Consider the following 21,205-nt stretch of genomic DNA (forward strand, 5'->3'; position numbering starts at 1 on the left):
GCCTACCTGCGCTGTGTCTGTGAGCCATCGTGAGCCTCCCGGCCCAACCCCCGTAATGTCAGGATGCCCAGGGCATCGACCGGGCACAAGCCCATCTTCGGCGCACGCCGGGAACCTGGAACGGGCATAGCCTGGGGACATGGCTCGCGCGATCGTGTACACCGAAATCGGCTCCCCGAACGTCCTGCACCTGATCGAGATCCCCGACCCGGTCGCGGCCCGCGGTGAGGTCGTCGTGCGGATCGAGGCGGCGGGTGTGAATCCGATCGACGCGAAGCTCCGCGGCGGCAAGCGGCCCTCTCCGCCGATCACCGAGCCGCGTCCGGTCGGCTTCGACGGCGCCGGGGTGATCGAGGTGCTCGGCGAGGGCGTCGACGATCTCCGGGTCGGCGAGAGGGTGGCGATCCGCGACGGGCACGGCACGTACGCCTCCGCGCTCGCCGTCGCCGCGGAGAACCTCGCGCCGCTTCCGGACGCGGTCACGATGGCCGAGGGCGCCGCGATCGGCATCCCGGCAGGAACCGCCTACCAGGCCCTTCGCTCTCTCGATGTCGTCGCCGGCGACGTGCTTCTCGTGCACGGAGGCTCGGGAGCAGTCGGGCAGGCCGCCGTGCAGTTCGCCGTCGCCTGGGGCGCGACCGTGATCGCGACCGGAAGCCCTGCCCGCCACGACCAGCTGCGCGAACTCGGCGCCCTCCCCGTGGCCTACGGCGAGGGGCTGATCGACCGGATCCGTCACACCGCACCCGCCGCCGTCACTGTGGTGCTCGACTGTGCCGGCACCGACGAGGCGATCGAGACGTCCCTCGCGCTGGTGTCCGACCGCGACCGTATCGCGACGATCGTTCGAGGACCGGATGCCTCGTCGTTCGGCATCCGCGCCTTCTCCGGGGGCTCACCGGTGCCGCTCACCGACCAGGAGCTCGCATGGCGCGCCGAAGCGCTGCCTCAGACGATCGCGCTCCTGGAGACCGGGGACTTCACGGTCGAGCTCGGACCGCAGTTGCCACTCGCCGAGGCGGTGCGGGCCCATGAGCTCCTGGAGTACGGCGCCGCCTCCGGAAAGATCATCCTGGTGCCGTAGGCGGGCCTCTGTCGATCGGGGCGCATGCCGGTGAAGAATGCGGCGTCGCGTCCGCGGCACCCCGTACGCTGAGACCATGACAGGTCTTCGGTGGGGAATCCTCGCGACCGGCGGTATCGCCGGCGCATTCGCGTCCGATCTGCGAACCGCGGGGCTCGACCTCGTGGCCGTCGGATCCCGCTCGCAGGAGTCGGCTGACGCCTTCGCCTCGCGCTTCGACATCCCCCACGCCCACCCCTCGTACGATGCTCTCGTCGCCGACCCCGACGTCGACATCATCTACGTCTCGACGCCGCACCCGATGCACCACGAGAACGCCCGGCTCGCACTCGAGGCCGGCAAGCACGTGCTGGTCGAGAAGGCGTTCACCCTGAACCGCGCCGAAGCCGAGGATCTGCAGGCGCTCGCGGCCGAGCGGGGACTACTCGTCATGGAGGCCATGTGGACGCGCTATCTGCCGCACATGGTGCGCATCCGCGAGCTCATCGCCGAGGGCGCCCTGGGCGACATCCGCGCGGTCAGCGCGGATCACACCCAGCTGTTGCCCACCGACCCCGCGCACCGGCTCAACGCCCTCGAGCTCGGCGGCGGTGCCCTGCTCGATCTCGGCATCTATCCGATCTCCTTCATCTGGGACATCCTCGGCGCTCCGACCAGCATCCGCGCCGTGGGCAGGCTCATCGACACGGGCGCCGATTCCGAGGTCGCGACCGTGATGACGCATGAGGGCGGTGCGGTCTCCACCAGCCTCTCGTCGTCCCGGGCGGCAGGCCCCAACGTCGCGAGCATCCTCGGCACCGCGGCCCGCATCGACATCGACACGGTCTGGTACAGCCCGACCACGTTCCGCGTGATCCTCCCGGACGGCACCGTGCAGGAAGAGTACGTCTCCTCGGTCACGGGCCGCGGCATGCAGTATCAGGCTCATGCCGCCGAGCGCCTGGTGCGAGACGGGATCCTCGAAGGCGACATCCTGCCGATCGCCGAGAGCGTCGCGATCATGGGCGCGCTCGACGAGATCCGTGCGCAGATCGGCGTCCGCTACCCCCGTGAGGAGGCCTGATCATGGCCGAGACCACCGATGCCCGCGTCGCCGTCTATCTCGACTTCGACAACATCGTCATCTCCTGGTACGACCGCGTGCACGGGCGCAACGCCTATGGCAAGGACCGGCAGCGCATCACCGAGAACCCGAACGATCCGGAGGTCGTCGACCGTCTCGGCCGCGCGATGATCGAGGTCGGGGCGATCATCGACTACGCCGCGTCTTTCGGCACCCTGGTGTTGACGCGCGCATACGCCGACTGGTCGTCGCCGGTGAACGCCGAATACCGCTCGCAGCTCGTGGCCCGCGCGGTCGACCTCGTGCAGCTCTTCCCTGCCGCCGCCTACGCCAAGAACGGCGCCGACATCCGGCTCGCCGTCGATGCGGTCGAAGACATGTTCCGGCTGCCCGACCTCACGCACGTCGTGATCGTGGCGGGTGACAGCGACTACGTGCCGCTCGCGCAGCGCTGCAAGCGGCTCGGTCGCTACGTGATCGGGGTCGGGGTGTCGGGCTCGACCGCGAAGTCGCTCGCGGCGGCCTGCGACGAGTTCGAGTCCTACGACTCGCTGCCCGGAGTCGTGCGCCCCGTCAAGACCACTCCCCCGCCTGTCGCGGCGAAGGCAGAAGCCGTGGTCGAGGCCACCGCCGATGCCGCCGACACTGCCGAGGCGAGCACCGATACGGCCAAGGCCAAGACCCCGCGCCGGGCCAAGTCCAAGGCGGCGGCCCCTGCTCCGACGAAGATCGATGAGCAGGGCGAGGCGACGCAACTGCTCGAGCGCGCCCTCCGCCTCGGTCACGACAAGGCGGACGCCGACGAATGGCTGCACAGCTCCGCAGTGAAGACGCATATGCGCCGCATGGACCCGTCGTTCAGCGAGAAGGCGCTCGGCTACCGGTCCTTCTCCGACTTCCTGAAGTCGCGAGACGACATCGCCGAGCTGGAGGAGACCGGACACGAGCGTCTGGTCCGCCTCCGCGAGCCCGCCGTCTGACTCGCACCGTCGCCGCCACGGGCGGTGCCCGTCAGAGCGTGGCTTCGAACGGATCGAAGTCCGCGGCGAGCGCACCGACCTGACCGGCGGAGCTCTCCACGGAAACGAAGCTGCGCGATGCCGCGGCCTCCTCGATCGACAGGAGCGTGTCCAGCACGTGGTAGCCGAACTCCCCCGTGGCGACGTGCGGGCGACCGGCGGCGATCGAACGCGCCATGTCGAGCAGCCCGAGGCCGCGCCCGGAGAGCACGCCTTCCTGCGCGACGTCGATGACCTCTTGCTGGACCGGCTCCGGGGGGACGAACAGGCGGGTGAGCGGTCGGGTGATCGTGATCGCGCCACCGAACGTGTTGGGATCGGGGATCACGATCGTGCCCTCGGTGCCGGTGATCTCGACGATCCCCTGTCGCAGCAGCGGCGAATCGGTGCTGTACAGGCTCTGCGCCTGACCACCCTGCTCGAAGTCCATCAGGACGCTGAGCGTCGAGGGGATCTCGACCGGGAACTCCTGACCGGCGAGCTCGCCGACCTGAACGCGACGCGTCGGCGATCCCTGCAACCCGAGAGCCGCGACCGCGGCCACCGAGCCGAAGACATGCACGAGCGTCGAGACGTAGTACGGCCCCATGTCGAGCAGGGGCCCGCCGCCCTTGGCATAGAGGAACGCCGGATTCGGGTGGAAGATCTCCGGCCCCTGCCACTGGAACGTGGTCTGACCGAACAACGGCCGCCCGATGTCACCGCGCGCGATCGCCCGTTTCGCGGTCTGCACTCCCGGGCCGAGCACGGTGTCCGGAGCCACGCCGACGCGAAGGCCCGCGGCCTGCGCCCTCTCGAGCAGCCGACGGGACTCCTCCCGGCTGACCCCGATCGGCTTCTCGGTCCAGACGTGCTTGCCCGCGGCGATGATCGCCTCGGAGACCTCGACGTGCGACGCGGGGATCGTGAGATTGACCACGATGTCGATGTCGGGGTCGTCGAGCACCACGTCGACCCCACCGAAGCGTGGGACACCGTACTTCTCGGCCTGCGCCTTCGCCCGCTCCTCGAGGAGATCCGCGACCGCGAGGACGCGGACGTCCGGGAAGGTGGTGAGGTTCGACAGGTACTGATCGCTGATGTTGCCGGCACCGATGATGCCGACACCCACGGGGCCCGCCATCAGCCGGCGACCTTCTCATCGAGGTAGACCCGGCTGCGCTCGATCGCGTCAAAGAGCTCCCCCTCGTAGTGGTCGAACTCGACGATGGCGAGCTCGAGCGCCGGGGCCGCAGCGATGGCCTCGACCAGCGGCACGGCGCCGTCCCCCGCGGCCACCTGGTCGGCGGGCGGGTACGCACCGGCGAGCGCCGGGTCGAGGGTGCCGTCCTTCGCATGCACCGCGATCACCCGGTCCCCCAGACGCTCGAGCAGCGCGACCGGGTCGACGCCACCGCGCGCAACCCAGTAGAGGTCGACTTCGAGGACCACGCGCTCATCGAGGAGTCCGGCGAGGACCTCGAGCCCGGTGACGCCGTCGAAGACCGCCTCCAGCTCGTGAGCGTGGTTGTGGTATCCGACGCGGACGCCGACACCTGCACCGATCTCGGCGGCCGCGTTCAGCAGCCGGGCGGTCTCCTCGATCTGCTCGGCCGACTCCCAGCGCGCGGGCTCGGTGTAGGGATCGATGACCGTGCCCATGCCGAGCACCTTCGCAGCCTCGAAGACCTCGGCGGGAGTCGGGACCGGCACCGTGGTGCCGCTGCCATCCGGATTCACGAACGACTTCGAGGCGAGGAACGCGTGCCCCGACGGCGCGGTCAGGCCCGCGGCCGAGAGCGCCGTGGCGAGGGGCTCGGCACGGCGGACGAAGTCGTACGGCTCGACGGCGGTGAAGCCGCGAGCGGCGACGGCCGTGAGCGAACCGTCGAGGTCGGCCTCCAGCTCGTCCTTGATCGTGAACAGCTGGAGGGAGGTCTGGATCGTCATCGTCGTGCTCCTTCGGTCTTCGGCGACGGAGGGGTCGCAACCCCTGGCAGGCACGCTATCACCAAATACCTCCACACGGAAGTTTTGGTTCGCTAGACTCGTCTCATGGCCGCCGATACGCCCGAGCGCTCTGCGCCTCCCCGCCCTCGCGGCGCCTACGCCAAGGGGATCGCTCGACGACAGGAGATTCTCGATCGCGCCATCGAGGTCTTCGCCGAACGCGGCGCCGACCGCACGAGCCTGCGCGCCATAGCCCGTGAAGTCGGGGTCACGCACGCCGCCCTCACGCACTATTTCGGGTCGCTGGAGGAGCTCCTCGTCGCGGTCTACGAAGAGAGCAACGCGCCGGGTCGGCAGGCCGGCTCCCCACCGGAAGACGCGACACCGGTCGAGATGATGATCGAGTCGGCGCGCATCAACCGCGCCATCCCGGGACTCGTGCAGCTGTACTCGACGCTCGTCGCCTCGGCGCTCGAAGAAGGGCACCCCGCTGCTCGCACGTTCGCCACGGGGCGTTTCGCGCGGCTCCGCGCACGGCTCGCCGAGACCGTCCGACAGCAGCAGGCGGAAGGGCGGATTCGCCCGGATGTCGACGCGGACGCCGTCGCCGCACTCGTCGTCGCCGCCTCCGACGGCCTGCAGACGCAGTGGTTGCTGGACGAGTCCGCCCCACAGCATGAAGCGCTCGCGCTCCTCGACCGACTGCTGCGCCCGACAGACTGAACGCTCGGAGCCGTCGGACGGGACCCGCCGACCATCGAGTTAGGCTCGAGGGGTGACGTTCGTGCCGCAGTCCCCGTACGCCCGGGCCCTCGGTGAACGGATCGACGAGCTGCACCCCCGCCTGCGCTCCTACTTCGTCGCGATCCCCGACGGCGCGGTCGGCATCGGCGAAGGCGTGTTCCAGCGGGTCGGCACTCCCCGTCGCTGGCTCTGGCCTCTGCTGCGGCCCCTCGAACGCCGCGGCGTGGTCGCCTCCGGGTGGGAGCACGACGTGCCTTTCCACATCGAGAACCGCACGGTCGCCTCACGCGCCATCGGGGAACGCACCTTCCGTTTCGCCCGAGGAACGTGGGTGATGCGCGATGCCGTGGCCCTCACGCAGCGCGGGCGCGTGGTCGACGAACTCGGAGAACCGGGCCTCATCGCCGCGTGCTTCGACGTCGAGACGAAGGACGGCGCGCTCCGGCTCACCAGCACCGCGGTCGGGGTGCGTCTGGGACGACTCCGGCTCCGCATCCCACGCCTGATCTCGCCGACCATCCGCCTGACCGAGCGCTTCGACGACACCCTCGACCGCCAGCGTGTGAGCCTCACCGTCCACGTTCCCCTGATCGGCCGCGTGTACGAGTACCGGGGCCACTTCCACTATCGCGTCGAGCCGGCCACCACGAAGGAGCAGAACGCATGAGCACAGACGACATCGGCGCGGGACGGGTCGTCATCGGCGGGTCCACGGGGTTCATGGGGACCTATCTGGCTCCGCGCCTCCGCGCTGCGGGTCGCGAGGTGGTGACGATCTCGCGCTCGGGCGCCGACATCCGGTGGGGTGACCAGGTCGAGATCGATCGCGCGGTCGACGGCGCGACCCTGGTGATCGGCCTCGCCGGCAAGAGCGTCAATTGCCGCTACACCCCCGAGAACCGCGCGGAGATCTTCCGCTCACGACTCGACACCACCGCCTCCTTGCGCACCGCGATCGCGCGGGCCACGACGCCTCCCCCGCTGTGGGTGAACTCCTCGACCGCCACGATCTACCGTCACGCCGAGGACCGCCCGATGACCGAGTCCGCGGGCGAGATCGGCACCGGCTTCTCCGTCGAGGTCGCGAAGGCGTGGGAACAGGCGCTGTTCGCCGAAGAGCTCCCGGCCACACGTCGGGTCGCTCTGCGCAGCACGATCGTCCTCGGTCACGGCGGCGTGCTCGAGCCGTTGAAGACCCTGACACGCCTCGGCCTCGGCGGTCCGCAGTACGACGGGCGCTGGCCGGTGAGCGCCGCTCGCCGCGCGGCAGGAACGGGACACTTCCCCGGGGCCCGCCGAGGTCGTCAGCGCTTCAGCTGGGTGCACATCGAAGACGTCGCCCGCATCATCGACTTCCTCGAGCGGACGCCGGCACTGGAGGGACCGGTCAACGCGGCCGCTCCGCATCCCGTCGACAACGTCGAGTTCATGGCGACCGTGCGCCGCGTGCTGGGCGCCCGGATCGGTCCGCCGATGCCCCGCTGGATGCTGGAGCTCGGCGCCATCGGCATCCGGACCGAGACCGAGCTGGTCCTGAAGAGCCGATGGGTGCTCCCCGAGAAGCTCACCGCCGCCGGGTTCGAGTTCCGTCACCCGCAGCTGGAGGAAGCGATCCGCGAATCGTTCGACCGCCCGCACGCCGCCTAGGAGGTCGAGCCGACGGATCCTGACGGGGCTTCGCCGTCGCGTCGGCGCTTCTCGATCTCTTGCCGAAGACGCCATTCCTCGATCTCACGGTCGAGATCGGCGATCTGCTCCTCCGTGGTCCGCCGATCCACCGGCGGGGCCGGTCGCACATCGGTCTGCGGCGAGGACCTTTCTGCTCGCCGCATCCGCGGGATCGGGATGCCCGAATCGCCGTACTCGCGGCCGATCGCGAACCACAGTGCGCTTCCGATGAGCGGCAGCAGGATGACGATGATGATCCACACCATCTTCGGCAGGTGCTTCACCTGAGAGTTGTCGCGGGTGATGATGTCGATCAGCGCACCGATCATCAGGGCGATGACGAGGAGCGAGAACAGGAACGGCATGAACTCAGGGTAGACGACGCCGGGCCGTCTCGCCTCGCCGGCTACCGCCCGGATCCCCTGCCTCGAACGGCTACGGCAGCAGGTGCCCGGCCGCGCGGAACAGTTCGTACCACTCGGGCCGCGTGAGCACGACATCGGCACCCGCCGCCGCCTCCTGCACCCGCCGCGGCGTCGTGGTCCCGAGCACGACCTGCATGCCGGCCGGATGCCGGGTGATCCACGCGGTCGCGATCGCGATCGGTGTCACGCCGTGCGCTGCCGCGAGACGATCGATCACGGCGTTCAGCTCGGGGTACTCGGGGTTGCCGAGGAAGACACCGTGCGAGAATCCGTCCTGGAACGGCGACCACGCCTGGATCGTGATGCCGTTGATCCGGCAGTACTCCACGAGACCTCCGCCGTCGCGGACGACGCTCTGCTCGTGGCCGGCCATGTTCGCCGCCACCGGTTGCGCGAGCAGGGGCGCATGGGTGAGCGACAGCTGCAGCTGGTTCGCGACCAGCGGCTGCCGGACTGCCGTGCGGAGAAGGTCGATCTGCCGCGGCGTGTGGTTGGAGACGCCGAACGCCTTCACCTTGCCCGCGGCTTCGAGGTCGTCGAATGCGCGGGCGACCTCGTCGGGTTCGACCAGGATGTCGGGGCGGTGAAGCAGCAGCACGTCGAGACGATCGGTGCGCAGCGCCGCCAGAGACCCCTCGACCTGACCCACGATGTGCTCGTAGGAGAAGTCGAACATGCCCTGCGCCGGCACGATGCCGCACTTGGTCTGCAGCACGATCTCGTCGCGCTCGGATGCGCTGAGCTGCAACGCCTCTGCGAAGCGCGCCTCGCAGTGGTGCATGCTCCCGCCGTAGATGTCCGCATGATCGAAGAAGTCGATGCCCGCGTCTCGCGCCGCCGCGTACAGCGTCCGGACGTGCGCATCGTCTTTGTCGTGGATGCGCATCATGCCGGCGATGACGGCGGGAGCGGTGGTGGATCCGAAAGGCACGGTCTTCATGCGGACCACGCTACTCCGCACGACAGACTTCACCCATCGTCAGCGGCCGACGCCGGCAGAAGCACGGTCACCGTCACCTCCAGCACCTCGGCGATGGCCGCCAGATCGACCACGGTGAAGTCCGCCTTCGCGTCGAGGAGATTCGCCAACCTGCTCGTGCCGATCCCCGAGCGATGCGCCAGGTCTGCGAAGGTCACGCCGGCGTGCAGACGCGCTCCTTCCACTTCGTATGCCAACAAATGACGCAGATCTGTCCCCATACGCCTACGCTACCGCTCCGCACGGACACTCACAGCCGCCGAGTGAACCAGAATGGCGGCATTCTGGCTTCGGAGCGCTGCTATCGTGAGCCAGGTGAAGACAGCTGCTGAGGAGTTCAACGAAGCCGTGGGCCGCCAGATGCGCGCGGAGATCGCCGCCTCCCGGAGCAGCATCGCCGCGATGGCTCGCGGGATCGGGATCGCACGCAGCGCCCTCGACAACTACGTCACCGGCAAGCGCGCGATCCCCGTTCCGGTGGTCTACTCCGTCTGCGCCACGCTCGGTGTCGATCCTCACGTGCTGCTCGCCCGTGCGGAGGAGCGACTCCGCGCGGACGGCGAACCCACCGCGCGCATCACGCCGCTCCGCCGCACACCCGATGTCACCGGTCCACGCGAAGATAGCCGCGAAGTCGCCTTCGAATCCCGCGTCCGCCACGACGCCGACTCGGACGACCTCTACGACTGATCCGGCCACCAGGGGCCGGCACGGACCGCGACGAGGAGGAGCATCATGCAGCACCTCGTCCGCCTCGCCGAGGAGCGGCGGTTGCGCATCGTCGAACGTCCTGGCCGCACCCGGGGTGGCTTCGACCCCGAGACACGCACGATCCGCCTCGCGCCGGGGATGAGCGGCCGAACGATGCGCAGCGTCCTCGCGCACGAACTCGGCCACGCCCACCTGGGGCACCTTCCCACTTCGGCTCCCGTGCTCCGCGCACAGCAGGAGCGTCGCGCCGATGAGTGGGCGGCGCGACAGCTCATCACCTCGCGCGCCTACGCCGAGGCCGAAGCCGTCCGCGGCCCGCACCTCGCCAGCCTCGCGTTCGAGCTGGGCGTCACGGTCGAGCTGGTCGCCGCGTTCCAGCGTTTGCTGAGCGAGGGCGCCGTCCCGCTCGCGGTCTCCTGACGCGCTGGTTGAATATCCTCATGGCTTTCCTCGTCGCTCCCGCCCCCGTCACCCTCACCGGAGAACTCGTCGAGCTTCGTCCGCTCGCACGCTCGCACGTCGACGGCCTCATCGACGCGGTGCAGGAAGGCGACCTGTGGAAGACGGCGTGGTACACCTCGGTTCCCGCGCCGGATGGGATCGCCGCCGAGGTCGAACGGCGGATGGGACTCATCGACAAGGGCGAGATGGTGCCCTTCACCGCCTTCGACGCCGCGGGCCGCATCCTCGGGCTCACCTCGTACTACGACATCGTCGCGGATGTCCCGCGGCTGCACATCGGCTACACCTGGAACCGGCCATCCGCGCACGGGACCGGCACGAACGCGGAGTCGAAGCTGCTGTTGCTCCGCCACGCGTTCGAGTCACTCGGGGCGTTCCGCGTCGGGCTCACCACACAGTGGGTGAACTTCCAGTCCCGCGCGGCCATCGAACGACTCGGGGCCAAACAGGACGGCGTGATGCGCGCGATGAGCCGCTATCGCAACGGTGCGTTGCGGGACAGCGTGGAGTACTCGATCATCGAGCCGGAATGGCCCGCCGTCAGGGCGAACCTCGAGGCGAGACTCGCCAAGCGGCGGTGAGGGGTCACTCGGTGGGGTTGCCCGACCAGTTCTTCGACCGGCGGGTAGCCGAACCGCCCTCGCGGAGCATGAACGCCATGGCCAGAGTCACCAGCAGGAGGCCGCCGCAGAACGCGAGCGCCTGGAACGCCGGCAGCCCGAACGAGATGCCCATCAGCAGGATTCCTCCGATGAAGAGGATCATGAAGAAGAGGAAGCTGAGGATCACGGGATCTCCTGTCGTCGGTGCCGTTTACCAGGATAGCCCGGACACGGGAAGCCCCTGTGCACCCGCCGTCGATTCTGGTCTGCTCGGAGCATGAAGACACCACTCTCCGCGGTCGCCGTCTCCTGCACGCTGAAGCCGTCGCCCGCTGCCTCCAGTTCCGACCTCCTCGCGACCCAGGTGCTCGACGCCCTCGCCGCGCACGGCGTCACCGGCGATCTCGTCCGCGCGGTCGACCTCACCCTGAGTCCTGGCGTGGAGAAGGACATGGGCGGCGGCGACGAGTGGCCGAGCATCCGACGGCGCGTGCTGGACGCCGACATCCTCGTCTTCGTCACCCCCACCTGGATGGGACAGCACTCGAGCATCGCACAGCGCGTGCTCGAGCGACTCGACGCTGAGCTCGGCGAGACCGATGCCCGCGGCAGGCCGACCCTGTTCGACAAGGTCGCCGTGGCCGGCATCGTGGGAAACGAGGACGGGGCGCACCACATCGCGGCGATCCTGTTCCAGTCCCTGAACGACGTGGGTTACACGATTCCCGCCCAGGGCTCGGTCTACTGGAATGGCGAGGCCATGCACACGACCGACTACAAAGACCTGGAGGAGACTCCGGAAAAGGTCGCGTCGGCGATCAGCACAGCCGCGCGCAACGCCGCCCACCTCGCGCGGGCGCTCAAGGCCCAGGAGTATCCGGCGGGCTGATCTCGGACGTACGGGTGAGTGGCAGGGCCCACTCGTTCATGGTCAGCTCCGCGCCGCGGAACTGCTCGGTGACGGTCCCCGCCAAGGTGAAGCCGTTGCGTCGGCAGACCCCGTTCGACGCAGCATTCCCGACCTCGGGGAAGGCAGTCAGGAAGCGCCGGCCCGCTCGATGCGCACGAGCGTCGTCGACGACGAGCGCCAAGGCGTTCGACGCCACCCCGCGTCCTTGCGCTTCGGGGAGGACGAACCATCCACTCTCCAGTGCCGGCTCCTTCCGCCACTCCACGTGCCAATGGCCGATCGATCCGAGCGCCGAGCCCCGGGCATCCTCGATCACGAACATCCGCGCCTCGCCGGCCTCGACCAGCCGCAGATAGCGGGCGTGGCGCTCCATGATCTGGTCTTCGGTCTCGGGGCCGCCCAGATGATCGGTCATCGCCGGGGTGTTCGCGGCGTGCAGGAGATCGAGGTCGTCTTCCGACCAGAGCCGGAGTCGCAGGTGATCCATCCCCGGATGATCGCAGGCGCCTCCGACATCAGCGCCTCGTCCGCGCGCTAGCGTGAGTCGCGTAGGCGAGGGGCCACCGATGGAACCGAATCGCGCCGAGTGACGGATATCCAGTGTGACCAACGACAACGACATCATCCGCGAATCGATCCGGGCTGCGGACAGGTTCTCCGAGATATTCGAACGACATATCGAGGCGGTCTCGGCCTATGTGGCCCGCCGCGTCGGCCCAGCCGCCAGCGACGACATCGTCAGCGAGACCTTCCTCATCGCGTTCCGCAAGCGTAGGCACTTCGATCTGGATCGCACGTCCGCGCTCCCCTGGTTGATGGGCATCGCGACGAAAGTGCTCAGCCAACACCGCCGAGCCCAGGCTCAGCACTGGCGTGTGCTGCAGGCGGCCTTCGCCCACAGCGACCCGATCGCTCCGGACGATCATGACCGGTCATCCGCTCAACTCGACGCGGCGGAGGCGATCGAACGCCTCTATCCACGGATTGCCGCGCTATCGACTCGTGACCGCGAAGTCCTTTTCCTGCATGCCTGGGGCGACCTCACCTACGAGCAGATCGCGACCGCGTTGCGCATCCCCGTCGGCACGGTCCGATCGCGATTGAGCCGTATCCGGGCGAAGCTCGCGGCACCCCCACCGTCGCCGGAGGCTGACCACGCGCCTCGTCCCGCGACCACACACATCCGACTCGCTGAGAAAGAGATCATCCATGGACATCCTTGACACGGTGCGCGAGATGAAGCCCACCTACGCCAACTCCTCGCAGGCTCCGCGACGTGCGCTCCACCAGGAGATCGGTCGTACCCGACGTCGCCCCATCGGACGCGTCGTGGCGGTATCGGTCGGTGGCACTGCGGTGGCCGCCGTTGCCGTCACGGCCTCCCTCCTGATCCCACCAGGGGTCGTCGGCGAGCCGCAAGCCGCCTCCGCTTCGACGTACCTGAACGAGACCGCAGCCTCGATCCGTGACGCCGTCGTCCAGCCGATGCAGGTGACCATCACCACGCATCACCTGGGGATGATCGGCGGCCCGAACGAGAAGTTCCTGCCCTTCGGGAGTTTCCGAACGGGAGCGACCGCCGCTGTCGTCACGGAGGCGAGCGACACGTACGTGAGCAACACGGACCACACGTACTCGCAGACGTCGCACACGGAGCTCCACGCCGCGGCGCAGTACGGCGACGAGTCGGCGGTCGAACGAGCGTGGACTTCCTACTACGGCTCGGAGTATCCGATCGGTGCGGCGCCCGCGACTTCCACCGAAGTCCTCGAATACGAAGCAGCGCTCGAGTTCCTCCCCGTTTCCCCGTCTGATTTCCCCGCCGATCCCGCAGCCTTCCTCGCCGCATGGGAGGAAGGACTGGAAGCGAAGTTGGTCGCAGAGAAGGCAGAAGCGGCCAAGATGCCCCAGGACGGCGAGCCCGAGACCAACGGCCTGTACGAGAGCATCGAGGCCGAGTTCGCGGTGCCTGCCGCCGAGCACATGCTCAACGCGCTCGGACACTCCGTCGTCATCCTGACCGCGTCAGCGGAGTACCGGGCGACCTTCCTCGAAGCCCTCGCTCTCGCCGGGGGGATCACGGTCGAGGAGGGCTCCTCAGCGAACAAGGTGCTCGGCTACGAGACCGACGACGCCCGGTTCCGCCTGACCGTCAATCCCGACGGCGGAGCGATCGTCAAGATCGAGAAGTTCCTCCTTCGCGCTCTCCCGGAGCTCTGGAACAGGCACACGAAGGACGACCCGCTCGTCGACGTCGGGTCTGCTCCGTTCCTGCCGGCGAACGTGCCGGACTTCTCCGCTTCCTTCACGTCGCTGCCGCTGGGCTGATCACGCGAAAGCCCCCGGCCCGCCGCTCGAAGTGAGCTGCGGGGCGGGGGCTTCGTGGTGACCGACGACCCGGCTTCCTCGCGCGGCTCCTACACCGCGACGGTACGGAAGCCGAGGTTGCCAGACGTCGATTCCGGGGCGCTCGCGCTGCGCGCGGACACGCGATAGCGGTTGCAGTACGACTCGTGGCAGAGGTGCGAGCCGCCACGCATGACGCGGAACTCGCCCATCGCAGGGCCGATCGGATCTCGTGAGGACGACCGCGCGTAGTAGTCGGCGGCGAACCAGTCCTGACACCACTCCCAGACGTTGCCCGCGACATCGTGCAGCCCATACCCGTTCGCGGCGAATGAGCCGACCGGCGAGGTCCCGACGAAGCCGTCATCCCCCTCGTCTCTGAGAGGGAATCGGCCCTGCCAGATGTTGCAGCGGTGCTCGCCCGCGGGTGTGAGCTCATCTCCCCAGGCATAACGTGCCCCGGATAGGCCGCCTCGCGCCGCGTACTCCCACTCAGCCTCGGTGGGCAGACGCCGTCCGGCCCACAGGCAGTAGGACACGGCGTCGGAGAACGCGACGTGCGTGACCGGGTGGTCACCTCGGGCGTCCCCCGATCTCGGGCCGGCCGGATGCCGCCAACTCGCGCCGGCGACCTCCGACCACCACGGGGCAGCAGAGGATCGACCGAGGATCGCCTCCCCCGCAGCCACGAAAGCGTGGAACACTGCGGAGCCCCCGAGACGCTCCGCGAGCGTGACGTAGCCGGTGGCCTCGGCGAAGCGCGCGAACCGATCGACGGTGACGGGTGCGGCATCGATGCGGAAACTACTCACCTGCACCTCGTGCACGGGACGTTCGCCGTCGCCGGGGTATCCCTCGTCGAGCGCATCCCCCATCGCGAATGTCCCTGCCGGAACCTCGCGCTCGTCGACCGGGCCGGGGCGCAAGGCCGATAGCCGCAGCGGCCGGGCGGGGACAGACTCATGCCCGGAACGCTGCGGCGCACAACACCCCTGCTCGTGATGCACTATGCCCCCGCGACAGCGATCGGCGACGACAGTGCACCGAGCCGAGCATCCAGCGCGATGAGTGATTCGGCATCGACCTCCACCTTCATCGCCGCCACCTCGAGCAGAGTCATCGCCCCGGCCATGTGTGCCATGTACGGGTTGTCGAGGAAGGGGAGCACGTCGAGGACCGTCGCCTTCACTGCATCGTCCGCGAACAGCTCGCCGATCGTCGCCGTCGCGACCACGGAGTGCTCGCCCAGGACCGCGACCGTCGGCGCGGCCGCCAGCCCGCGCTGCACCTGCTCCCACTGGGCTTCGACGAGCAGATGCTCGGCCGTCACCTCGCCATGCGCCGGCAGCCCGAGACGTTCGAACTGCTCCGGCGGTGCGTCGCTCGCGCGCATCTGCTCCACGAGCATCGTCGCCATCCGCAGTTCCAGCGCTTCGTCGCGCAGCGGGTGATCCTGCTGCGGATCCTCCTGCAGATCGAACAGCAACGTGCCGTACGACCACGGGCTGCCGAAGGCGAATCCGGGGACTTTGAGCACCGGAGCGCCCTTCGTGAAAGAGAACCCGGGATGCAGTTCCGCCTGCGCGAGCTCCGACGGAGCGAAGCGTCCTCCCATGTGCGTCGGCATGAGCGTGTAGTCGAACAGCGGAGAGTTGGACTCGTCCGCGCAGGCACGCATGTACACGTACCGCCCGTCCGTGACGTTGACGTGTCCGCCCGCGTTCCCGAAGAGCCCGGCGCTGCGAACCGGCTCGTCCGAGCGCACCGTCTGCGCCAGAGCGCGTCCCTGCATGTCGGGGGTGGCTGGAACGCCGAAGAACTCCAGCAGCGTCGGACCGAGATCGATCGTCTGCACCAGCGCCGCACGCCGCTCCCCCGCAACACCCGAGCGCGGATCCCATACGAAGAGCGGGATGTGGATGTTCTCGTCGAACCACGGCTGCACGTTCTTCCCCCACCAGTTGTGCTCGCCGAGGAGCAGGCCGTGGTCGGTGCAGACGATGAGCATCGTGTCGTCCCACATGTCGTTCTCGTCCATGAAGTCGAGCACGCGTCCGAGCGAGTTGTCGCACATCGTCACCAGTGCCATGTACTCGTTGCGCAGCTGCTCGACCTCGGCGTCGTCCTCGATCACCCGACGATAGGCGGGCCAGTCGAAGTTCGGGCCCTCGTAGCCGGAGTCGTACAGCCGCCGATACTGCTCGTAGCTGAAGAAGGGTTCATGGGGGTCGAACGCCTCGATCTGGAGGTACCAGTCGTCGGCGTCGACGTTCGTGCGCAGGAACTCCATGCCGGCGTCGAACGTGAGCGTCTGCGGGTGATCCGCCTCATCCTGCAGATGGGTGCGATTGATCCAGTCCTGTCGCCAGACCTTGTCGCTGCGGTTGACCACGGTGTCGGGGATGTCAGGGTCGGCGACCTGCCCCTTCCAGGCATCGCCTTCCTGTCCGCGGAAGAACTCGAACGTGGAGAAGCGCCCGTGATACGTCGCACCGCCATCGCCCCAGTAGTGCCGGTTGTCGGTGACCAGGTGCGTGTAGACCCCCGCGCCACGGAGCATCTCGGGCACGGAGTCGTCGAACGGCTCGAGCGGCCCCCAGGAGCGGTGCAGGAAGTTGTAGCGTCCCGTGTGCATCTCGCGGCGGGCGGGTACGCACGGCATCGAGCCGGCGTAGCAGTTGTCGAAGGTCGCCGTGCGCTCCGTGAGTCGGGAGAAGTTCGGCGCGACGACCTGATCGGCACCGTAGGGAGGCAGCAGCTTCCGGTTGAGGGTGTCGTACATGACCATGATGGCTTTCATCGTTGCTTCTCCTTGCGTGCGTCGTCGCCCGCGAGGCTCGGGCGAGCGGTCGTCGTGTCAGTCATCGGCGTCGTCCTCCGCCCACCAGCGCACCGACATGACCTTGGGGTCGAGGCTGATGCGCTGAACGGCACGTTCGAGCACCCCCGCATCCGCGTTCGAGCTGGCGAGCAGGTCGGCATGGACGACCACGCGCGAGTTCTTGCCGCTCGAGGAGCGGAGTGAGCGGAGGGTGAGCTCCGGGCGGCTGACCGCCTGCAGGACGAGGGCTCGCACCCGCTGCTCGCTCTTGTCGTTCGTCTTCGCCTCGAGCATGTACTCGATCGGCTGCAGCGGACCGTCATCGTCCTCGGCGCTCTCCCCGTCGGGCGAGCGGCGACGGCTGTTGACGAGTCTGCTCACGGGGCGCATGACCGTGTTCGCGCCGATGATGAAGGCGGCGCCCACGATCGCGAGGATGTAGAGACCTGCCCCAGCGAGGGATCCGATCGCCGCGGCGCACCAGAGCGTCGCCGCCGTGTTCAGCCCGCGGATGTTCAACCCCTCGCGAAGGATCACCCCCGCGCCGAGGAACCCGATGCCGGAGACCACCTGGGCGGCGACCCTGGTCGGATCGGCCGTGACTCCGTCGAACCCATAGGCACCGAGCACCACGAACAGCGCCGAACCGCCCGAGACGAGCGCATTCGTGCGGATACCCGCCATCCGCGATCGCCACTGCCGCTCCAGGCCGATCGCCGCGCCGAGCAGGATCGCCGCGGCGATACGCAGCGCCAGATCGAGCGTCTCCATCGTCAGTTGCATGAGCGCGCCTCGGTCATACGGCCTCGATCATGGCCTGCGCCTCGGACTCGAGGATGCGACGCCGCTCAGCGCGACGCTCCTGCTGCTCCGCCGGATGCGGCACCGGTGCCGCCATCAGCAGACGGCGCGTGTACGCGTGCTCGGGGTCGGCTGTGACGGCCTCTCCTCGTCCGAACTCCACGATGTCCCCCCGGTACATCACAGCGACGCGGTGGCTGACGTGTCGCACGACGGCCAGGTCGTGCGACACGAACAGCAGGGCGACGCCGGTGCGTTCCTGGATCTCGACGAAGAGGTCGAGCACCCGAGCCTGGGTCGAGAGGTCGAGTGCTGAGACGGGCTCATCGCACACGATCAGCTTGGGCTGCAGTGCCAGAGCACGCGCGATCGCGACACGCTGACGTTGACCGCCGGAGAATTCCCGGGGCAGTCGATTGCCGGCGTCCTCGGGAAGCCTCACCTGCGTGAGAAGCTCGGTGACGCGTTCTCTCGCGATCTCCCGACGAATGCCTTGCGCCCGCAGCGGCTCGGCGAGGATGTCCTCGATGCGCAGAGCCGGATTCAGCGATCCGTAGGGGTCCTGGAACACGACCTGGATGTCGCGGGCCAGCTGTCGGCGCTGGGAGCGGTCCGCGCTGGTGATGTCCGCTCCCTCGAAGCGGATGGCACCTCCGGTGATGGGCGCGAGACCGAGGATCGCTCGGCCGAGTGTCGTCTTGCCCGACCCCGATTCGCCGACGAGACCGACGGTCTCACCGGGACGGACGTCGATCGAGACACCATGCAGGATCTCGACGGGTTCCCGGCGCCATCCCTTGCGCGGGTAGGCGACACGGAGATCGGAGACTTCCAACAGCGGATCGGTCACAGTGCGACCTCCTTCGGGGTGGGCTCGGAAGATCCGTCAGCGCCCTCGTAGTCCGGCCGTGCCGGGCCGCCGTCGAGGATCGAACCGAGGAGCATCTTGGTGTACGCGTGCTGAGGATCGTCGAAGATCCGCGCGACGGGCCCTGCCTCGACGACACGTCCGGTCTGCATCACGACGACGCGGTCGCAGAGGTCGGCCACGACGCCGAAGTTGTGCGTGACGAGCATCATGGCCATACCGCGCTCCGATTGGAGGTCGCGCAGGATGTCGAGGATCTCGGCCTGCACCGTGACGTCCAGCGCGGTCGTCGGTTCGTCGGCGATGATCAGATCCGGTTCCCCGGCGATCGCTCCGGCGATGAGCACACGCTGCGCCATGCCGCCGGAGATCTCGTGCGGATAGGCATCGAACACGCGCTTCGGGTCGGAGATGCCCACCCTCGCCAGCAGCGCCAGCGCTCGTTCCTTCGCCTTCGCCTTGCTGAGCTTCGAGACGATCACGAGGGGCTCCATGAGCTGAGCGCCGATCCGATACGCGGGGTCGAGATTGCTCATCGGCTCCTGCGGGATGTAGGCGATGCGCGTGCCCCGGAGACGGGCCGCACCGGCGCGCGGGTCGAGTTCGGTCCCTTCGAAGAGGATGCGTCCACCGGTCACCCGTCCGCCGGTCGGCAGCAAGCCCAGGATCGAGAAGGCCGTCTGCGACTTGCCCGATCCCGACTCCCCCACCACGCCGACGACCTCGCCGGGGCGGACGGAGAAGGAGACCGACTCGACGACGGATTTCACCTCCCCCTCACGCGACGGGTATCCCACCGACAGGCCCTCGACCTGCAAGAGGGCGGCTGCGTCCGCGGAGTCGTCGGTGAGCACGGGCTCGTCGACCGTCTTCACCGCGGTCGTCGAGACGGTCGCGGCGGGCGTCGCCGCGGTCAGGGCCGCATCCGTGCCCTCGAGCGCATCGCGCACCGCGTTGCCGAGGAGCACACAGGCTGCGACGAACAGACCGATCGCGAGGCCGGGCCAGATCAGCATGGTCGGCGACTTGTACATGGCAGCGAAGGCATCCTGCAGCATGCCGCCCCACGTCGGAGTGTTCGGGTCGCCGAGGCCGATGAATTCCAGGCCGGCCTGGATCACGACGGCGATGCCCGCCACGAACGCAGCCTGGATGATGATCGGTGCCCGCACCGCGAAGAGCACGTGCCGTCCGATGATCGCGGCGTCGGAGAGCCCCGAGACGCGGGCGGCATCCACGTAGAGCTCGTTCTTGACGCCCATGACGAGGTTGCGAACCAGACGGTAGAACTGCGGCGCGACCATCACCCCGAGGACGGCCATGGTCACGAGGGTGTTCGGTCCGATCACGGCGAACAGCGCGACGAGGACGATCTTGCTCGGCAGGACCAGCACGAGGTCGGAGACCCATCCCGCCGCGAGATCGAACGTCTTGCCGAAGTATCCCGAGATCAGACCGACGCTCACACCGAGCAGTACGGCGATGATCACCGTGACCGCGGCCCCCGCGAGCGTGAGCTGACCGGCGACGAGGAGACGACTGAACACGTCCCGTCCCGAGGCGTCGGCGCCGAGCAGGTGACCGTCGGTGCCGGGCGGCACGTTCGCGGCCGTGATGTCGACGTAGGCGGGGTCGAAGGGGGCGATCAGGGGCGCGGCCACGCTGATCAGCACGATGAGGACGATCGTGACGAGGGAGGCGGCACCGAGCGGGTTGCGCAGAACCGCACGCATCACGCTGGGCCTGTCGCGACGGCGCGCGGTCACGATCGCCTGAGTTGTGGGAGTGGTCATTGCACACGCACCTTCGGGCTCGCCCAGCCGTTGACCAGGTCGATGAGGAGATTGACGACGATCACGACGACGGCCATCGTCATGACCACGGCCATCACGATGGGGATGTCGCCGCGCAGGGTGGCGTTGAGCGCCAGCATGCCGAGGCCGGGGATAGCGAAGACCTTCTCGATCACGACAGAACCGCCGACCATCGCGATGAACTGGAGACTGAGCACCGTCATCGCCGGACCGAGTGAGTTGCGCAGGATGTGGTTGGTGATCACTCGGCGCTCCGGGAGGCCCCGCGAACGGAGGGTGCGGACGAAGTCCTGCCGAGACACGTCGAGCACCGATCCGCGGATCTGCTGTGCGGCTCCGGCGATTCCTCCGATCGTGATCGCGATCACGGGGAGAGTGATGGAGAGCAGCCATCCGCTGACGCTCTCCTTCGGTTGCACGTAGCCGGTGGCGGGGAACAGCGGGATGCTGATCGCGAGGGTGAGCACGAGGACGAGCGCGACCCAGAAGTTGGGAAGGGCGACGCCCACGACGGACACGACCTGGACCACCTTGTCGACCCAGCCACGGCGGATGGCGGCGACGACGCCGAGGACGACGCTGATGACGGCGACCGCGATGAGCGAGACGACGACGATCGACAGCGTCACGCCGAGACGCGAGACGACGGCGTCGGTGACCGATTCGGCGGTGAACCACGAGCGCCCGAAGTCGCCCCTGATCATGTGCGTGAACCACTCGCCGTACTGCACCAGCAGCGGCTGGTCGATGCCGAGCTCCGCGGCCTTGGCGTCGACCTGATCCTGCGTGGCCTCGGGGCCGAGAATGCTCCGGGCGATGTCGGCGCCGCCCGCGTACATCAACGCGAAAGCGACGAAAGAGATCGCGACGACGAGCACGATGCCCGCCAGGAGGCGTCTCATGAGGAATGTCAGCACGTTCGACTCCTTCAGGGTGCGGGGGCGGCCGGAGCCGGCCCC

At 68.5% G+C, this 21,205-nt stretch carries 25 protein-coding genes; 12 read left to right on the top strand and 13 right to left on the bottom strand.

From position 1 onward, the window contains the following. The first annotated feature begins 139 nt into the window (after positions 1–139). The 3 genes from ACLF6J_RS12410 to ACLF6J_RS12420 all read left to right on the top strand — a co-directional run bounded on the left by ACLF6J_RS12410 (position 140) and on the right by ACLF6J_RS12420 (position 3,127). Positions 140–1,084 (top strand): quinone oxidoreductase family protein, encoded by a 945-nt coding sequence (locus ACLF6J_RS12410; RefSeq protein WP_134351830.1) that lies wholly within the window; start codon positions 140–142, stop codon positions 1,082–1,084. A 76-nt stretch (positions 1,085–1,160) separates the two neighbouring features. Further along, positions 1,161–2,147, top strand: coding sequence for a Gfo/Idh/MocA family protein (locus ACLF6J_RS12415; RefSeq protein ID WP_131491552.1), 987 nt, complete (start codon positions 1,161–1,163; stop codon positions 2,145–2,147). A gap of 2 nt (positions 2,148–2,149) precedes the next feature. Beyond that, positions 2,150–3,127, top strand: a complete 978-nt coding sequence (locus tag ACLF6J_RS12420; protein WP_131491551.1) for an NYN domain-containing protein — start codon at positions 2,150–2,152, stop codon at positions 3,125–3,127. A gap of 31 nt (positions 3,128–3,158) precedes the next feature. Here ACLF6J_RS12420 and ACLF6J_RS12425 read toward each other — a convergent pair whose 3' ends face one another. After that, positions 3,159–4,289, bottom strand: coding sequence for a Gfo/Idh/MocA family protein (locus tag ACLF6J_RS12425; RefSeq protein WP_047519112.1), 1,131 nt, complete (start codon positions 4,287–4,289; stop codon positions 3,159–3,161). After that, positions 4,289–5,095, bottom strand: a complete 807-nt coding sequence (locus ACLF6J_RS12430) for a sugar phosphate isomerase/epimerase family protein (protein WP_134351832.1) — start codon at positions 5,093–5,095, stop codon at positions 4,289–4,291. The genes ACLF6J_RS12425 and ACLF6J_RS12430 overlap by 1 nt, the downstream gene beginning before the upstream one ends. 105 nt (positions 5,096–5,200) lie before the next feature. Between ACLF6J_RS12430 and ACLF6J_RS12435 the strand changes: the two genes are divergently transcribed. The 3 genes from ACLF6J_RS12435 to ACLF6J_RS12445 are packed head-to-tail and all read left to right on the top strand — an operon-like array spanning position 5,201 to position 7,486. Continuing rightward, positions 5,201–5,818 (top strand): TetR/AcrR family transcriptional regulator, encoded by a 618-nt coding sequence (locus ACLF6J_RS12435; RefSeq protein ID WP_134351834.1) that lies wholly within the window; start codon positions 5,201–5,203, stop codon positions 5,816–5,818. A gap of 52 nt (positions 5,819–5,870) precedes the next feature. Further along, the gene (locus ACLF6J_RS12440) at positions 5,871–6,506 is read left to right on the top strand and encodes a DUF4166 domain-containing protein (RefSeq protein WP_134351836.1); all 636 of its coding nucleotides are present in this window, start codon (positions 5,871–5,873) and stop codon (positions 6,504–6,506) included. Next, positions 6,503–7,486 (top strand): epimerase, encoded by a 984-nt coding sequence (locus tag ACLF6J_RS12445; RefSeq protein WP_134351838.1) that lies wholly within the window; start codon positions 6,503–6,505, stop codon positions 7,484–7,486. The genes ACLF6J_RS12440 and ACLF6J_RS12445 overlap by 4 nt, the downstream gene beginning before the upstream one ends. Here the strand turns inward: ACLF6J_RS12445 and ACLF6J_RS12450 are convergent. From ACLF6J_RS12450 to ACLF6J_RS12460, 3 genes are all read right to left on the bottom strand, one after another. After that, positions 7,483–7,872 carry a PLDc N-terminal domain-containing protein gene (locus ACLF6J_RS12450; RefSeq protein ID WP_134351840.1) on the bottom strand — a complete coding sequence of 130 codons (390 nt, stop codon included), beginning with the start codon at positions 7,870–7,872 and terminating at the stop codon, positions 7,483–7,485. The two genes, ACLF6J_RS12445 and ACLF6J_RS12450, sit on opposite strands and share 4 nt — an antisense overlap. A 70-nt stretch (positions 7,873–7,942) precedes the next feature. Then, positions 7,943–8,872, bottom strand: coding sequence for an aldo/keto reductase (locus ACLF6J_RS12455; RefSeq protein ID WP_134351842.1), 930 nt, complete (start codon positions 8,870–8,872; stop codon positions 7,943–7,945). A 29-nt stretch (positions 8,873–8,901) separates the two neighbouring features. Further along, the gene (locus ACLF6J_RS12460) at positions 8,902–9,132 is read right to left on the bottom strand and encodes a helix-turn-helix domain-containing protein (protein WP_421076901.1); all 231 of its coding nucleotides are present in this window, start codon (positions 9,130–9,132) and stop codon (positions 8,902–8,904) included. A 94-nt stretch (positions 9,133–9,226) separates the two neighbouring features. On the opposite strand from ACLF6J_RS12460, the gene ACLF6J_RS12465 reads away from it, so the two are divergent. The 3 genes from ACLF6J_RS12465 to ACLF6J_RS12475 are packed head-to-tail and all read left to right on the top strand — an operon-like array spanning position 9,227 to position 10,665. Continuing rightward, entirely contained in the window at positions 9,227–9,601 is a 375-nt protein-coding gene (locus tag ACLF6J_RS12465) for a helix-turn-helix domain-containing protein (RefSeq protein WP_231554939.1), read from the top strand. A gap of 42 nt (positions 9,602–9,643) precedes the next feature. Next, positions 9,644–10,042, top strand: coding sequence for an ImmA/IrrE family metallo-endopeptidase (locus ACLF6J_RS12470; RefSeq protein ID WP_347876904.1), 399 nt, complete (start codon positions 9,644–9,646; stop codon positions 10,040–10,042). A 20-nt stretch (positions 10,043–10,062) separates the two neighbouring features. Further along, a complete protein-coding gene (locus ACLF6J_RS12475; protein WP_134351846.1) occupies positions 10,063–10,665 on the top strand; it encodes a GNAT family N-acetyltransferase in 603 nt (200 codons plus the stop codon). A 4-nt stretch (positions 10,666–10,669) separates the two neighbouring features. Here ACLF6J_RS12475 and ACLF6J_RS12480 read toward each other — a convergent pair whose 3' ends face one another. After that, entirely contained in the window at positions 10,670–10,873 is a 204-nt protein-coding gene (locus tag ACLF6J_RS12480; protein ID WP_047519089.1) for a hypothetical protein, read from the bottom strand. Between the two features lie 90 nt (positions 10,874–10,963). Here ACLF6J_RS12480 and ACLF6J_RS12485 point away from each other — a divergent pair, with 90 nt between their 5' ends. Further along, the gene (locus ACLF6J_RS12485) at positions 10,964–11,575 is read left to right on the top strand and encodes a flavodoxin family protein (protein ID WP_134351848.1); all 612 of its coding nucleotides are present in this window, start codon (positions 10,964–10,966) and stop codon (positions 11,573–11,575) included. Here ACLF6J_RS12485 and ACLF6J_RS12490 read toward each other — a convergent pair. After that, a complete protein-coding gene (locus tag ACLF6J_RS12490) occupies positions 11,547–12,083 on the bottom strand; it encodes a GNAT family N-acetyltransferase (RefSeq protein ID WP_134351850.1) in 537 nt (178 codons plus the stop codon). The two genes, ACLF6J_RS12485 and ACLF6J_RS12490, sit on opposite strands and share 29 nt — an antisense overlap. Before the next feature lie 115 nt (positions 12,084–12,198). Between ACLF6J_RS12490 and ACLF6J_RS12495 the strand changes: the two genes are divergently transcribed. Continuing rightward, the gene (locus tag ACLF6J_RS12495) at positions 12,199–12,819 is read left to right on the top strand and encodes an RNA polymerase sigma factor (RefSeq protein WP_166804652.1); all 621 of its coding nucleotides are present in this window, start codon (positions 12,199–12,201) and stop codon (positions 12,817–12,819) included. Next, the gene (locus tag ACLF6J_RS12500) at positions 12,806–13,924 is read left to right on the top strand and encodes a hypothetical protein (RefSeq protein ID WP_134351854.1); all 1,119 of its coding nucleotides are present in this window, start codon (positions 12,806–12,808) and stop codon (positions 13,922–13,924) included. Before ACLF6J_RS12495 ends, ACLF6J_RS12500 begins: the two co-directional genes overlap by 14 nt. 89 nt (positions 13,925–14,013) lie before the next feature. Here the strand turns inward: ACLF6J_RS12500 and ACLF6J_RS12505 are convergent, their stop codons facing one another. From ACLF6J_RS12505 to ACLF6J_RS12530, 6 genes are all read right to left on the bottom strand, one after another. Further along, positions 14,014–14,868, bottom strand: a complete 855-nt coding sequence (locus tag ACLF6J_RS12505; RefSeq protein ID WP_244093482.1) for a formylglycine-generating enzyme family protein — start codon at positions 14,866–14,868, stop codon at positions 14,014–14,016. Positions 14,869–14,948: 80 nt separating this feature from the next. After that, positions 14,949–16,742 carry a sulfatase gene (locus ACLF6J_RS12510; protein ID WP_134351856.1) on the bottom strand — a complete coding sequence of 598 codons (1,794 nt, stop codon included), beginning with the start codon at positions 16,740–16,742 and terminating at the stop codon, positions 14,949–14,951. 57 nt (positions 16,743–16,799) lie between these two features. Next, a complete protein-coding gene (locus tag ACLF6J_RS12515; RefSeq protein WP_232763749.1) occupies positions 16,800–17,546 on the bottom strand; it encodes an MgtC/SapB family protein in 747 nt (248 codons plus the stop codon). 13 nt (positions 17,547–17,559) lie between these two features. Then, the gene (locus tag ACLF6J_RS12520) at positions 17,560–18,414 is read right to left on the bottom strand and encodes an ATP-binding cassette domain-containing protein (protein WP_134351858.1); all 855 of its coding nucleotides are present in this window, start codon (positions 18,412–18,414) and stop codon (positions 17,560–17,562) included. Beyond that, positions 18,411–20,225 (bottom strand): dipeptide/oligopeptide/nickel ABC transporter permease/ATP-binding protein, encoded by a 1,815-nt coding sequence (locus tag ACLF6J_RS12525; protein ID WP_134351860.1) that lies wholly within the window; start codon positions 20,223–20,225, stop codon positions 18,411–18,413. The genes ACLF6J_RS12520 and ACLF6J_RS12525 overlap by 4 nt, the downstream gene beginning before the upstream one ends. Further along, positions 20,222–21,205, bottom strand: a 984-nt coding sequence (locus ACLF6J_RS12530) for an ABC transporter permease (protein WP_421076902.1), incomplete at its 5' end; no start/stop codon positions are given. The genes ACLF6J_RS12525 and ACLF6J_RS12530, both read right to left, overlap by 4 nt.

This window comes from Microbacterium sp. IO18 (genome assembly GCF_049099505.1).
GTDB classification, from domain to species: Bacteria; Actinomycetota; Actinomycetes; order Actinomycetales; family Microbacteriaceae; genus Microbacterium; species Microbacterium aurugineum.